At 57.3% G+C, this 14,590-nt stretch carries 12 protein-coding genes; 3 read left to right on the forward strand and 9 right to left on the reverse strand.

Annotated elements, in window-relative coordinates:
- Together selD and AC4FIC_RS00060 are read left to right on the forward strand one after the other, a co-directional pair.
- On the forward strand, positions 1–1,248 hold a 1,248-nt coding region (gene selD / locus AC4FIC_RS00055; protein WP_476194837.1), incomplete at its 5' end, for a selenide, water dikinase SelD.
- Positions 1,249–1,370: 122 nt separating this feature from the next.
- Entirely contained in the window at positions 1,371–2,591 is a 1,221-nt protein-coding gene (locus AC4FIC_RS00060; RefSeq protein WP_100258593.1) for an HD-GYP domain-containing protein, read from the forward strand.
- A gap of 53 nt (positions 2,592–2,644) precedes the next feature.
- Here the strand turns inward: AC4FIC_RS00060 and pdxH are convergent, their stop codons facing one another.
- From pdxH to def, 9 genes are all read right to left on the reverse strand, one after another.
- Positions 2,645–3,283, reverse strand: a complete 639-nt coding sequence (pdxH, locus tag AC4FIC_RS00065) for a pyridoxamine 5'-phosphate oxidase (RefSeq protein ID WP_100258594.1) — start codon at positions 3,281–3,283, stop codon at positions 2,645–2,647.
- Between the two features lie 113 nt (positions 3,284–3,396).
- Entirely contained in the window at positions 3,397–4,212 is an 816-nt protein-coding gene (gene mutM, locus AC4FIC_RS00070; protein ID WP_100258595.1) for a bifunctional DNA-formamidopyrimidine glycosylase/DNA-(apurinic or apyrimidinic site) lyase, read from the reverse strand.
- Between the two features lie 18 nt (positions 4,213–4,230).
- Positions 4,231–6,300: a glycine--tRNA ligase subunit beta gene (glyS, locus tag AC4FIC_RS00075; protein ID WP_476194838.1), complete on the reverse strand. Its 2,070-nt coding sequence runs from the start codon at positions 6,298–6,300 to the stop codon at positions 4,231–4,233.
- On the reverse strand, positions 6,297–7,262 hold the full coding sequence (glyQ, locus tag AC4FIC_RS00080) for a glycine--tRNA ligase subunit alpha (RefSeq protein ID WP_273283965.1): 966 nt from the start codon (positions 7,260–7,262) through the stop codon (positions 6,297–6,299). Before glyQ ends, glyS begins: the two co-directional genes overlap by 4 nt.
- Before the next feature lie 141 nt (positions 7,263–7,403).
- Entirely contained in the window at positions 7,404–8,852 is a 1,449-nt protein-coding gene (locus AC4FIC_RS00085) for a TrkH family potassium uptake protein (protein WP_100258597.1), read from the reverse strand.
- Between the two features lie 41 nt (positions 8,853–8,893).
- Positions 8,894–10,270, reverse strand: a complete 1,377-nt coding sequence (gene trkA, locus AC4FIC_RS00090; protein WP_100258823.1) for a Trk system potassium transporter TrkA — start codon at positions 10,268–10,270, stop codon at positions 8,894–8,896.
- A 157-nt stretch (positions 10,271–10,427) separates the two neighbouring features.
- Positions 10,428–11,711 (reverse strand): 16S rRNA (cytosine(967)-C(5))-methyltransferase RsmB, encoded by a 1,284-nt coding sequence (gene rsmB / locus AC4FIC_RS00095; protein WP_476194839.1) that lies wholly within the window; start codon positions 11,709–11,711, stop codon positions 10,428–10,430.
- The gene (gene fmt, locus AC4FIC_RS00100; protein WP_475843508.1) at positions 11,708–12,664 is read right to left on the reverse strand and encodes a methionyl-tRNA formyltransferase; all 957 of its coding nucleotides are present in this window, start codon (positions 12,662–12,664) and stop codon (positions 11,708–11,710) included. Before fmt ends, rsmB begins: the two co-directional genes overlap by 4 nt.
- 3 nt (positions 12,665–12,667) lie before the next feature.
- Entirely contained in the window at positions 12,668–13,171 is a 504-nt protein-coding gene (gene def, locus AC4FIC_RS00105) for a peptide deformylase (RefSeq protein WP_100258600.1), read from the reverse strand.
- A 355-nt stretch (positions 13,172–13,526) separates the two neighbouring features.
- Between def and AC4FIC_RS00110 the strand changes: the two genes are divergently transcribed.
- On the forward strand, positions 13,527–14,590 hold a 1,064-nt coding region (locus AC4FIC_RS00110; protein ID WP_476194840.1), incomplete at its 3' end, for a LysM peptidoglycan-binding domain-containing protein.

Below are 14,590 nucleotides of genomic sequence, written 5' to 3' on the forward strand. Positions count from 1 at the left end.
GTGCGCTCGGCCCCCTTCCTGCTGAAAAATCTACGTGCCGTCTTTGCCCAGCAAAAGCTCAGACCGCTTGGCCTGCAGCGCGACTTTCTATCGCTTATTTCGCTCGGCGATCAACGCGCGGTCGGGCAGCGTAATGGCATAGGGTTTTCTGGACGCTGGGTCTGGCGCTGGAAAGATTCGATCGACCGCAAATTTATGGCGCTGTTCGGGTCGGGCCTGCCGGGTCAGAACATGACCATGACTGAGCCGATGCACTGTGCCGGCTGCGGCAGCAAGGTCGGTCCGGGTCTATTGGCCGAGACCTTGCAAAATTTACCGCTTTATCCGCGCGCCGAACTGGCTGCCGATCTGACCCAAGCCGAAGATGCGGCCGTTGCGCTGCGCATCGCAGACCAACCGGCTTGGCAGAGCTTAGATGGCTTCCGAGCCTTCACCGATGACCTCTATCGGCTCGGCGTGGTAGCCACCCATCACGCCATCAATGACCTCTATGCCATGGGCATCGCCCCGACCAGTGCTCAGGTCTGGGCCAATTTGGCGTTCAGCCATCCACGGCTCCTCAAGCGTGACTTCACGCGCTTGATGACCGGGATCAGCCAGACCCTGATTCACCATGAGACAACCCTGATCGGCGGCCATAGCAGCGAAGGGCAGGAAACCCATGTCGCGTTGGTGGTCAATGGCGCCGGATCGGGACGCTGGCCGAAATCCGGCCTCCAGCACGGTGATTGGCTGCTGCTCAATAAACCCTTGGGCAGTGGCATTTTACTGGCCGCCGGCCAGCAGAATATCGCCTCGACCGCTGCAAGGACTGACCTCTGGCAGCATCTGCTGGCGTCGAATCGAGATTTCTTTATCGCGTTGCAGGATCATCCGGTGCACGCCGCGACCGATGTAACCGGCTTTGGTCTGGTGGGCCATTTGCTGGAGATGGTGCGACAAACCGACTGCACAGTTGTGCTCGACAGTGCCGCGGTGCCCTTGATGGTCGACGCCTTAGCGCTCAGCGAACAGGGTGTGCAGTCAAGCCTCTGGCCACAGTTGCAGCCCTTGTTACTCGATTGCCGGGTCGGCTCGGTGAGCGCGGCATTACTGGCCTGTTTGCTCGACCCGCAGACCAATGGTGGGCTGCTGATCGCGGTGCCGGCGCCAACGGGTGCGCTACTGGTTGAATGGGCGGGCGTCCATAAGATTGGCACGGTCGAGACGGCGGGCGGGCCCGGCGACAAAAAAATCGCTATTATCTAAGCTCTGAGGTATCCGCTGGCAAGGCCGCTTGCGCTTAGGCAGCTCAGGCATCGACAAACGGGGTTGACCCTTGTCAAAATGGTCTATGCTTTAGGGAGTCATCTTCCTTAGGCCGACGTCTCTTGATAAAACAGATCAGCATTGGCCAACTCTCACCTGGCATGTATATAGCGGACCTCAATAACCAATGGATTCCACGCACCAATGCTGCGCGCAACGGGCTCGTTAAGAACCAGCTGGTTATCGATAAGATTCGAGCGCTCGGCGTGACTGAACTCTTTATCGATACCGATAAGGGTGTCGATTGCTTACAAGGCCAGGCCGCGGATGCGGTTAAACAGCTCCAGGCCAATCAATTTAATTCACTCAGCCTCCAGAGCGGAGCCATGGGCGCAAAGCCGGGCGGCCGACCGGCTACGGTGACTCAGGAGCGGGACCGCGCGGAACAACGCTATGGCGCAGCCAAGCAACTGGTCGGTGGCATCATCGAAGATATTAAGACCGGCAAGGGCGTCAACGCCGACGCGGTCGACAACTCGGCGAGCGATCTGATTGAGTCACTCAATGCCAATGAAAATGCCCTGACCTGCCTGTCCTTTATCCGCACCAAAGACCAGTACTTGCTCGAACATTCGGTTAATGTGGCCTTACTGCTGGGGATTTTTGCCAAGGCCCAAAGGATGGACGATAGCACCATTCATCAATTGGTCGCCGGTGGGTTACTGCACGATATCGGCAAGGTCCTGGTTCCGGCGGAGATACTCAATAAGAGCGGCAAACTCGAGCCGGATGAATGGGATGAAATGAAGCGCCATGTCACCTACGGTGAACAGATTTTGGCCGTCACCGCCGGCCTATCCGACATCACTCGCTCCATCTGCTCGATTCACCATGAACGATTGGATGGCAGCGGCTATCCGCGCAATCTGCCGGCTAGCGAGATTTCTCTCTATGGCCGTATGGCGGCCATCTGTGATGTCTACGATGCGGTCACCGCCGACCGGGTCTACCACAGTGGCATGGAGCCGAAGCAGGCGCTAAAAAAACTCATCGAGTGGAGTATTTTCCATCTCGATAAGGACTTGGTCTATGACTTTATCCGTTGTTTATCGGCCTACCCGGTCGGCACCCTAGTGGAATTATCGCATGAGCGCGCCGCGGTGATTATCGGCGCCAATCGGCGCCAGCCGAAACAGCCGATGGTGCGGCTGTTCTACAACACCAAAGAGCAGCGGACGGTTACACCGGAGATCATCGATCTGGCCAGTAAAAACTGCGCCTATGCAATCATCAACACCCTCGACCGGCGTCAATTGGGCATCGATATTCGCCCCTTTCTATAACGGCCAGGTTTTTTGCCCAGTTTGCTCAACCCAACCCCAGGAAGGGGACCTAATCAGGGCTGTAGGCGATCCAACTGCCAAGACTCACCATCGGCTCGATACATAAAGCGATCGTGCAGACGCGCCCCGCGACCCTGCCAAAATTCGATTTGAGTGGGCACTACGCGATAGCCCCCCCAAAAGGCCGGCATCGGTATTTCCCCTTCGCCGAACTTATGTTTAATTTGCTCGAATGCCTGCTCCAGCAATTTGCGCGACCCGATGGTACGGCTCTGTTGACTGGTCCAAGCGGCCAATTGGCTGTTGCGTGGCCGGCTGAGGAAGTACTTAGTCGACTCGGCCAGCGACAGCTTTTCTGCCCGACCATAGACCACCACCTGGCGTTCCAGCGGCGTCCAGGCAAAGTGCAGACACACCTTGGCGTTGCCGGCCATGTCGTTCGCCTTATGGCTTTCCAGATTGGTGTAGAAGACAAAGCCGCGTTGATCGACATTTTTAAGCAACACAATGCGCGCACTGGGTTGACCCTGCGCATCGACGGTGGCCAACGACATCGCGGTCGGATCAGCATTTAAATCGGCGCCCAGGGCCTGCTCCAACCAACGCTCAAACTGCACCATCGGATGGTCGTCCAATTGTTCCCGGTCTAACCCGGCTTGGGTATATTCACGGCGTATATCGTCTAATTTCATAGTGGCCTCGATTAGGTGTGGGCTCGGCTGAGCTAGCTTTTACGGTTACCGGTCGCCAATAGACCTAGTGAAACGAACGGCAGTAGGCCATTCGGATTGGTGCCCGTTTAAGACTAGGACTGACACTGGTGACAGTAGCAGGTACTGCGGTTATTGGTGCGCACTTCCTTAATAAGCGTGGCACAACGCCGACAGGGCAGCCCGGCTCGGCCATAGACGTTGAGCGATTGGGCGAAATAGCCCGGCTTGCCATCGGCACCGACGAAGTCTTTGAGCGTGGTGCCGCCCTGATTGATGGCCATCGCCAACAAGGATTTAACATTGCTGACTAGGCTGCGGCATTCCGCCTTGGTCAATCGTCCGGCGAGTTTGTGCGGGGTGATGCCACTTAAGAACAGCGCCTCATTGGCATAGATATTCCCCACCCCAACGACCAACTTGGCATCCATCAGCAGGGTCTTAATCTTGGTCTTACGTTTGCGCGTACGCGGATAGAGATAGTCGAAGTCGAACGCGTCGGTGAGCGGTTCAGGGCCCAGATTTTCAATCAGGCGATGGCTATGAACGTCGGTTTCGGTATAGAGCCACAGACCAAAGCGGCGTGGGTCGTGATAGCGCAGCCTGGTGCCGTTATCAAGCTCCAGATCAACATGGTCGTGCTTAGTGGGCGTTAGGTCATCGAGCAGGATGCGCAAGCTGCCCGACATACCCAGATGGACCAACACAGTCCCGCGTTCTAGAACGAGGAAAAGATATTTGGAGCGCCGCTCGACGCGCACTATAACCTGATCTTGCGCCCAAGCCGGCAGTGCATCGGGAATCGGCCAACGCAAGCGGGCATCCCGAACCACCATGCGATTGATGGTACGACCCACCAGGTGGGGCTCAACGCCCCGGCGGGTGGTTTCAACTTCGGGTAATTCAGGCATAGGGCCACTGGCTCCGTGTTAGAGAACGGATATGTCCGCAACTTGCAGAAACAGACCGCGCAGCTTGGCCAACAAGGCCAAGCGATTAGCGCGCACAGCGGCATCATCGGCCATCACCATGACCTGGTCGAAGAAGGTATCGACCACATCGCGCAGCCCCGCCAATTCGGTTAGGGCCAAGCCATAATGGCTCTGCTGAACGGCCTCGGTGACGCTACTGGTGACCGCCTCCAGGGCCGCAAACAGCTCGGTCTCGGCCGCCTCAGTAAATAGGCTTGGGTCGACCGGTGTGTCGACCGGGCCATCGACCTTGGCCAACAGATTCGACACCCGCTTATTGGCGGCAGCCAAGGCGGCGGCCTGATCGAGTTGACTGAAGGCGACAACCGCCCGCACGCGCAAATCGATATCGTAGGGCTGGGTCGGATTCAGGGCGCGCACGGCTTGAAAGATCTCGGTGCGGAAACCGGCATCGTGATAACCGGCGCTGAAGCGGTCGAGAATATAGCTGACCACATCGGCGACCACAATGTCCCGCTTGGGCAAGTTGGCATGTTGCGCGGCGGCAAATTCAACCAGGGTGACCAGATCCAGCGGCAGTTTTCGCTCGACCAGAATCCGTAACACTCCGACGGCGGCTCGACGCAAGGCAAAGGGATCCTTGGTACCGCTCGGTGGCTGGCCGATACCAAACAGACCGGACAGGTTATCCAAACGATCGGCCAGCGCCAGCGCCATACCTTCGCGCGCCTGCGGCAGATCGTCGCCGGCACCAGCGGGCTTGTACTGCTCCAAGATGGCGGCGGCAACGGACTCAGACTCGCCATCGGCTAGGGCATAATAGTGCCCCGCTATACCCTGCAAATCGGTAAACTCGCACACCATATCGGTGACCAGATCGGCCTTGGCCAGCAGCGCAGCGCGTTCGGCGGCGCTGACCGAGGCGCCAATCTCACCGGCGATAAAACCGGCAATGCTTTGTAACCGGTGGCTTTTATCGAAGACGCTGCCGAGCTGCTGCTGAAACATCAAGGTCTTCAGGCGCTCAACGCGCTCGACCAGCGGTGTTTTCTTGTCGGTTTCCCAAAAAAAGGCGGCATCGGCCAGGCGCGGTCGAATAACCTTTTCATTGCCGGCAATCACCAACGCGGGGTCGCTGCTGTCGATATTGGCAATAAAGATAAAATAGGGTTGGATCGCACCTTGGGCATCGACGGTCGGGAAATATTTTTGGTGTTCTTCCATCGACGACATCAGCGCCTCGGCCGGCACGTCGAGAAAACGCGCTTCAAACTGACCGACTAAGGCCACTGGCCATTCGTTCAGTCCGGTCACCTCATCGAGCAGGTCCGGATCGATCACGGCGATTAAGCCCTTGGCCTGCGCGGCCTGTTTTACGGCCGTTTCGATCAGCTCATGGCGCTCACTAAAGGAGGCAATGACCTTGCCTTCACTGCGCAGTAGGTCGGCATAGGCGGCCGGGTTCGGCACCACCAGTTCGACCGGCGCGTGAAAGCGATGGCCACGGGTCACGTTGCCGGCCGCAACGCCATAGACGGTGGTCGGGACAACCTGATCACCGAGCAGCATCAGTAGCCATTTCACCGGGCGGACGAACTCATCACGCCGACTGCCCCAACGCATCCGTTTGGCAATCGGCAGATTGTCGAGCGCCTGCTGCACGATGCCCGGTAACAGCGCCTCGGTCGCTTGACCCGCCTTGGTACCCTGGTAGACCAACCAAGCGCCCTTATCGGTTTCCAGCGTGACCAGATCGCTGACCTCAACGCCGCAGGAGCGGGCAAAGCCGAGCACGGCCTTGGTCGGCTCACCGGCCGGATCGAAGGCGGCCTTGAGCGCGGGACCGCGTCGTTCGATCTGTTCATCGGGCTGATGCAGCTGCAAGTTGGTAATATGCAATGCCAGGCGCCGCGGAGCACCATAGCGCACACTGGCATCAAAGCTCAGGCCGGCACTGCTCAGGCGCTCGAGGATACCCTCGGCGAAGGCGTTCATCAGGGTGCTCAGGGCTTTGGGCGGCAATTCTTCGGTGCCCAGCTCAATCAGAAAATCGGCTTGTGTCATCATTTTGTCTCTCCCGCGGCGGCCGCTTCTTTGGCGATCACCTCATCGCGCAAGGCAGCAGGTGCCTGGGGGAAGCCCAGTTTCAGGCGAGAGTCGAAATAGCTGCGCGCCACCAGGCGCGACAGGGTACGAATCTGCAGGATATAACGCTGCCGTTCGGTCACCGAGATCGCCTTGCGGGCATCGAGCAAGTTAAAAGTATGACCGGATTTGAGAATCTGCTCGTAAGCCGGTAATGGCAGGTCCAGGTCGATCAACTTCTGCGCCTCGGCGGCATGGTAATCGAACTGATGAAACAGTTCGGCGACATCGGCATGGGCGAAGTTGTAGGTCGATTGCTCGACTTCGTTTTGATGAAAGACATCACCATAGGTCACCGGCGTGCCATCGGGGCCCACGGTCCAAACCAGATCGTAGACGCTGTCGACGCCCTGAATATACATGGCCAGACGTTCCAGACCATAGGTCACCTCACCGGTCACCGGATAGCATTCCAGCCCGCCGACCTGTTGAAAATAGGTAAACTGGGTCACCTCCATACCATTGAGCCAGACTTCCCAACCCAGACCCCAGGCACCGAGGGTCGGGTTTTCCCAGTTGTCTTCGACAAAGCGGATATCATAGACGGTTGGGTCGATGCCCAGCGCTTTAAGAGAACCCAGGTAGAGTTCCTGAATGTTATCGGGATGGGGTTTGAGAACCACTTGAAACTGATAGTAGTGCTGCAGACGGTTGGGGTTTTCACCATAACGACCGTCGGTCGGCCGGCGTGACGGCTGCACATAGGCGGCATTCCAGGTTTCCGGACCGAGGGCCCGCAAGAAAGTCGCCGGGTGCGAGGTGCCCGCGCCGACTTCCATATCGAGCGGCTGCATCAGCACGCAGCCTTGGTCGGCCCAGTATTGTTGCAGGGTCAGGATCAATCCTTGAAAGGTTCTCGTCTGTGCTGTTGTCTCTATAGTCACGATGGTTTTCTCACGTTACCCGATGAATGGCAATGGCTGGAACAGGGCCGGCCATTATACACAGGCCAGTAGCGGGGGTCATGTGGCAGTTGCGTCGCAACGGCCGGCATCGATGAGTGCGGCCGCATCATTGCGTGCAGCTTAGGAGCGCCAGTATTGCGGCGTCAGCAACACCAGCAGGGTGAAAATCTCCAGTCGACCCAAGAGCATGGCGAAGCACAGCAGCCATTTGGCGGTGGACGGGATGCTACCGTAGTCGTTCGCCACCTGGCCCAGGCCGGGTCCCAGGTTATTGAGCGAGGAGCCAACGGCGGACCAGGTAGTCTCGAAATCGAGTCCGGTGGCCAGCAGGCCAAAGAAGATCACCGCATAGGACATGATATAGACACTAAAGAAGCCCCAGACCGATTCAACCACCCGATCATCAACCCGGCGATTACCCACCTTGACGGTAAAGATACCTTTCGGATGGATCAGGCGCTTAATCTCTCGGATACCCTGTTTTAAGATCAGCATCACCCGAATCACCTTCATACCACCGGCGGTGGAGCCGGCACAGCCGCCGATAAAAGAAGCCATAAAGAGCATAAAGGGCGCAAACAGTGGCCAGGTCGAGAAGTCCGCGGTACCGAAGCCGGTGGTGGTCAAGAGACTCACTGCCTCGAACAGACCGTAACGCAGTGAACCCGCATTGCTGTAGGTCTGGGTAACCCAGAGTACAAACACCGTGATGGCTACTAGGATGGCCGCGATGACTAAGAAGAAGCGGTATTCCGGATCGGCGAAATAGTGCTTTAGCGACTTAGCATTCCAAGCGACGTAATGCAGGCCGAAATTGGCCGCCGCCAGCAACATAAAGACCACCGCGACCATTTCAATCGCCGCGCTGTCGAAGTAGCCCAGCGAGGCGTCATGGGTGGAGAACCCGCCGATCGCGACCGTCGAGAAGCTGTGGGCGACTGCGTCAAAGCCGGACATGCCGGCCGCCCAATAGGCCAGCGCGCAGACGATGGTCAGGGTCAGATAGATATACCAGAGCGCCTTGGCCGTCTCCGCGATGCGCGGCGTTAGCTTGCTGTCCTTAACCGGACCTGGGGTTTCGGTGCGGTACAGCTGCATACCGCCGACGCCCAACATGGGCAGCACGGCGACGGCGAGTACGATGATCCCCATGCCGCCGAGCCATTGCAGTTGCTGGCGATAGAAGAGAATGCTCTTGGGCAGTATATCGATCCCGGTAATCACCGTGGCGCCGGTGGTGGTCAGGCCGCTTAAGGATTCAAAGAAGGCATCGGTGTAACTGAGATTGACTGAGGGTGCCAAGAACAGGGGGATCGAACCGGCGATGGCCAGTACGATCCAGAACATCACGGTAATAAAAAAGCCGTCCCGGGTGCGCATTTCGCGGTGCCAATGGCGCACCGGTAACCACATGCCAAAGCCCACGCAGATCACGATTAGAAAGGCGAAGATAAAGGCATTGTGGGAGCCGTCTTCGTAGTAGAGCGAAACCAGAATCGAAGGCAGCATCGAGAGGCTGAATACCATCAGCAAAAGACCGAGAATTTTTAGGGTCAAACGATACTGCATTGGAGTCAGTCAGCCTGTAATCAAGATATGAAAATGAACCATTAAAAAAAACTAAAGCCGACCTGAAACAGCTTTTCGACATCAGACGTCCGGCGCTTATCAACCAGAAACAATATCACGTGATCGCCGGTTTCGATAATAGTGTGGTCGTGCGCGATGATAACCGCTTCGCCGCGCACGATGGCGCCAATCGAGCAACCTTCTGGCAGATCGATATCTTCGACCGCCCGACCGACCACCTTGGAGGTTTTAATATCGCCATGCGCAACCGCCTCGATCGCCTCGGCCGCGCCGCGGCGCAATGAATAGACATTGGCGATATCACCACGACGCACATGGGTCAGCAGGCTACCAATGGTCGACTGGGAGGGGGAAATGGCAATATCGATATCGCCGCCCTGCACCAGATCGACATAAGCGGTATTATTGATCAGGGTCATCACCTTGCGCGCGCCCAAACGTTTGGCGAGCAAGGAGGCCATAATATTGGCCTCGTCATCGTTGGTTACGGCGATAAACAGATCGGTGTCTTCGATATTTTCATCGAGCAACAGCTCCTGATCGGAGGCGTCACCGCGCAATACGATGGCGTGTTTAAGATGGTTACTCAACCATTGGCAGCGATCCTCGCTGTGCTCCAGGACCTTAACCGAATAACGCGCCTCAATTTCTCGTGCCAGTCGGTAACCGATATTACCGCCCCCGGCGATCACGATGCGTTTATAGCTGCTTTCCTTGCGCCGCAGCTCACTCATCACGGCACGAATATCGCTGGTGCCAGCGAGGAAGAAGACCTCATCGTCGGCTTCGATGACCGTCGAGCCTTCCGGCACGATAGCCCGACCCTTGCGGAAAATGGCCGCAACTCGAGTTTCAACTGAGGGCATATGGTGCTTGAGAAAACGTAATTCTTGGCCAACCAGCAAGCCGCCGTGGATCGCCCTCACCGCGACCAGCTGCAACTTGCCACCAGCAAAGTCGAGCACCTGCAGCGCGCCGGGGGTTTCGATCAGGCGTTGGATATAGTTGGTCACCAAGCGCTCAGGGCTGATTAGCACGTCGATCGGAAAGGCATCCTGACTGAACAGCTTATCGCTTTCGCGAATATACTGTGGGTCCCGGATCCGGGCGATCTTGGTTGGGGTGCGAAATAGAGAAAAAGCCACCTGACAGGCGGCCATATTGACTTCATCGCTATTGGTCACCGCGATCAACATATCGGCATCCTCGGCCCCAGCCCGTTGCAACACATCGGGCAGCGACGCCAGGCCGATCACGGTGCGAATATCGATCCGATCTTGCAACTCGCGCAAGCGGTTACCATCGGTATCGACCACGGTGATGTCATTTTCTTCCGAGGCAAGATTCTCTGCCAGTGAACTCCCGACCTGTCCGGCTCCGAGCAAAATGATTTTCAATGGCATTGTCCTAGAACGTAATGTTGTCGAGTGGGCTGAGGCTTAGCGTGCAGCAGCCAACCTATTTGACCTGATTAGCCTATGTTACCGACCCAGGCCAACAAAGACGAGGCCTAAGCGCGACCATCGTATCTGGCCAGCCCGGTCTTGCGTTAGCCTAACGTGCCTTGTGCAGTAACGCATAGAAAAAGCCATCGTGACCGCCGGCTTGCGGCAACCATTGCACGCCAGTGGGCGTCGGCACATCGCCGGTCAGGGGTAATTCGACCAAGGCAGCGTCGGCGTGCGCTGCCAGAAAGGCCGAGATCTGCTGGCTGTTCTCATCCGGCAGGATGGAACAGGTCGCATAGAGTAAGCGACCGCCGGGCTTGAGCGTGCCCCAGAGTTGCGTTAGAAGATTTTTCTGCACCAAGCCCAACGCCTTGATATCGGTATTTTTACGCAGCAACTTGATATCGGGGTGGCGACGGATCACCCCGGTGCCAGAACAGGGGGCATCGACCAGAATGGCGTCAAACGGCTCACCGTCCCACCAGCTCGACACATCGCCGGCATCCGCTGCGGTCAGTTGAGCACTGAGTTGCAAGCGCTCTAGGTTTTCGGCGACCCGGTCGAGGCGTTTGGGGTCGACGTCCAACGCGGTTAATTGGATGCTCGCACTTTCGAGCAGATGGCCGGTTTTACCACCCGGCGCGGCGCAGGCATCGAGCACCCGTTCACCGTCGGTGACCTTGAGCAACTGGGCACAGAGCTGGGCGGCCTCGTCCTGCACCGAGACGGCACCGGCAGAAAAGCCCGGCAGGGCGAGTACCGGCGCTGGCGCGGCCAGGGTCACACCGACTTCTGAATGGGCACAGGCATGCGCCTCAAAGCCCTGCTCATTGGCCTGCGCCAGCCAGGCGTCTCGCGTGCCGTGGCGCTGATTGACGCGCAGAGTCATCGGCCCCAACTGGTTTGAGTCGGCACAGATCTGATGATACTGCTCCGGCCAGGCCTGGCGCAGGCGCTTATTTAACCAACCCGGCATGGCCTCGGCCCGACGCAGATCGGCGAGCATCGCACCGCGTTCGCGCTGAAAACGCCGCAAGGTGCCGTTCACCAATCCGGTTGCCCACTGCCGATCGGCCTCGACCGTGACCGCTACGGTCTCATTGATGGCCGCGTATTCGGCGACCTGCAATTGCCAGAGCTGGTAGATACCGATGGCCAGCACCATATGCAGCAATCGTTCCTTATCGCGCAGCGGGTCTTCGACCAGCTGGTTAATCAGTTCATCGAGGGCGAAATAGTAGCGCACACTGCCATAGACCAGCTGTTGCAGGAAGGCGTGCTGTTCCGGATCGAGCTCGGCGAGGGCGGCGGGCAACTCGTGGCTGAGCGAGCGGCCGTTGTCGACGACATTTAGCAGGATGTCGGCGGCGATATAGCGAATAGACTTCATAGGATGGCCGAGTTAGTGAACTGTGGGTGGGCGATAAATTGGTCGCGCCGGGCGTTGAGCAGATCGCTGGCGCTCATGGCTTTTTTACCGGGTAACTGCAGCTTTTCGATCCGCAACACCCCGTCGCCGGTGGCAACATCGAAGCCCACCTTGGTCATGGCAACCAGCGAGCCAGGGGCCGCCTCACTCGACTGACCGGGCAGGCTCGCCTGGTGCAACCGCACCGTCTCGCCCTGCCAGTGGGTAAAGGCGCCAGGCCACGGCGTCAGGCCGCGAATCTGTCGGTCGATTTGCTCGGCCGAGTCCGACCAGTCGATCTGACCCTCGATCTTTTCCAGCTTGTGCGCGTAAGTCGCCTGGGCCGAATTCTGCGCAACCGGCTGCGTCGCCGCCATTTCCAGCTGGTTCAGGGCCTGCAGCAAGGCGGGTGCTCCGAGTTCGATAAGACGGTCGTGCAGTATCGCGCTGCTATCGGTTGGCAAAATATTGCAGGCCACGGTTACCAGCGCGTCGCCGGTATCGAGTCCGGCATCCATCTGCATGATGGTTATGCCCGTTTGCGCATCGTCAGCCAGCAAGGCTCGGTGAATCGGTGCGGCACCACGCCAACGCGGCAGGAGTGAGGCATGTACATTGACACAGCCTAGGCGCGGGGTGTCGAGAATCACTTGCGGTAGAATCAGGCCATAGGCCACCACGACCATCAGATCGGCCTGCAATGCGGCCAATTCAGTCTGGGCGGCGTCACTCTTGAAGTTGATCGGTTGCAAGACCGGTATCTGATGCGCCAAGGCGAGGCTCTTAACCGGCGAGGCGGTCAGTTTACGACCGCGACCAGCGGGCCGATCGGGTTGGCTATAGACCGCCACGACCCGATGTTCACTGTCGATCAGGGCCTGTAGGTGCTCGGCCGCAAATTCGGGCGTACCGGCAAAAATAAGGTTCAGGGACATCGCCTAGTGGTCCAACTTATGTTGCTTCTCGAGTTTCTTCTTGATCCGGGTGCGCTTTAAGCTGGACAGGTAATCGACAAACAGCTTGCCATCCAAATGATCGATCTCATGTTGGATGCAGATCGCCAGCAGGTCGGTGGCCTCAAACGCCAAGGCCTCGCCTTGTTCATTGAGCGCGCTAACCTGAATTTTGTCGAACCGGGTAACATTTTCATAATAACCCGGCACCGACAGACACCCTTCCTGATATTCCATCGGGGCACCGGTGACCACATATTCAGGGTTGATCAATATAAGCGGTGCATCTTGCTGTTCGGACACGTCGATAACCACCAAGCGCCGATGAACATTAATTTGACTGGCCGCAAGGCCAATGCCAGGCGCCTCGTACATGGTCTCGATCATATCCAGGGCCAAGGTGCGCAGTGCATCGTCGACCTTGTCGATCCGCACGGCGACCGTGCGCAAACGCGGATCGGGGTATTCTAATATCTCTAGTAATGCCATAACGGACTATTTAACCAATATTTATGAGTGGAAAGTACAGCCTTGCCCGATCTCGCCAAAATGTTATCCAGTTATCACTTTCTGGATTTATCTGTGCAGATTTGGCTTTAAAGTGTTTGGCTCTGCGATTGACTGCTAGACTAAAAAAGTTAACCGTTTTCGCTCGGTATCGTCATAGGGAGACCCCATTGCGCTAAAAAGCCGACAGTATAAGTTTCCGATGTGAAATACATCCTATTTAACCCATTTTGTAACAAATGAGAACAGTGTAGCAGACTCGCGAGCACCGGCATGGCGGCCAGTACTTTAGGGTCTGTTGCATGCTAAACAGACAAATTATATAGGGAATTTGGCCATGAGGAAAATCATCGCTGCATTATTAGGCTGCTGTTTCGCCATGGGCCTGTCTGGGGCCGATGAATTGACCCTGAACGACGACGTGCCCGACCAATATGTCGTTGTTAAAGGTGACACGCTCTGGGATATCTCAGACATGTTTCTCGCCGACCCGTGGAAATGGCAAGATATCTGGTACCTCAATCCACAGGTCGAAGACCCTCATCTAATTTATCCGGGCGATGTCATCGGCCTGGTGATGATAGACGGTGAACGACGCCTGACCACCATTATGCGCAGCGACAGCGCCAACACCTTGAAAATCTATAGCGATCAGGCCGATGCCAATGGCGTCGTTAAATTGCGACCGACGGCGCGAATCACGCCTATTTTTGGCGCCATTCCGGCCATTCCTCGGGAGCATGTCGACGGCTTCCTATCGGGCAATCGAATCTTAGCAAGCGCAGAACTAAAATCGGCGCCCTATATTATCAGTGGCATGGAAGGCCGCCTGCTGCTCGGCGCTGGGGATCAGGTCTATGCCCGCGGGGAATTTAACGTTGACCTGCCCGCCTACCAAATATACCGCATGGGCAAGATTTACCGAGATCCCTATACCAAGGAGCGCTTAGGCTATGAGGCGATTGAACTGGGCACCGCGCGACTGGACAATCTACAGGGCGAGATCGCAACCTTCGAGCTAGAGCGTTCGAGCCAACAGGTCGCCATCGAGGATCGCATCTTGCCCTCGGATGAGGCGCAGCTGGAAACGGTCTTTTACCCCAGCGAGCCGCCTCAGGGGGTCGATGGGGTGATTGTCGACTCCGGCCGCGGTGCCAGCTTTATCGGCCAGTATGATGTGGTGCTGCTCAATGTCGGTGAGCGCGAAGGAGTCGCCGCAGGCATGATTTTCCGCATCAACCGGCGCGGTGATCGAGTGCGCGACCCAATTAACAAGGACCGCATCCAATTGCCCGAGGAAGAGGCGGGTCTGCTGATGGTCTTCCGCACCTTCGAGAAAATGTCTTATGGCTTGGTATTGGACGCGAAGCTGCCCATGCGCGTGGGCGATCCGATCGTCAA

The organism is Reinekea sp. (assembly GCF_982785585.1).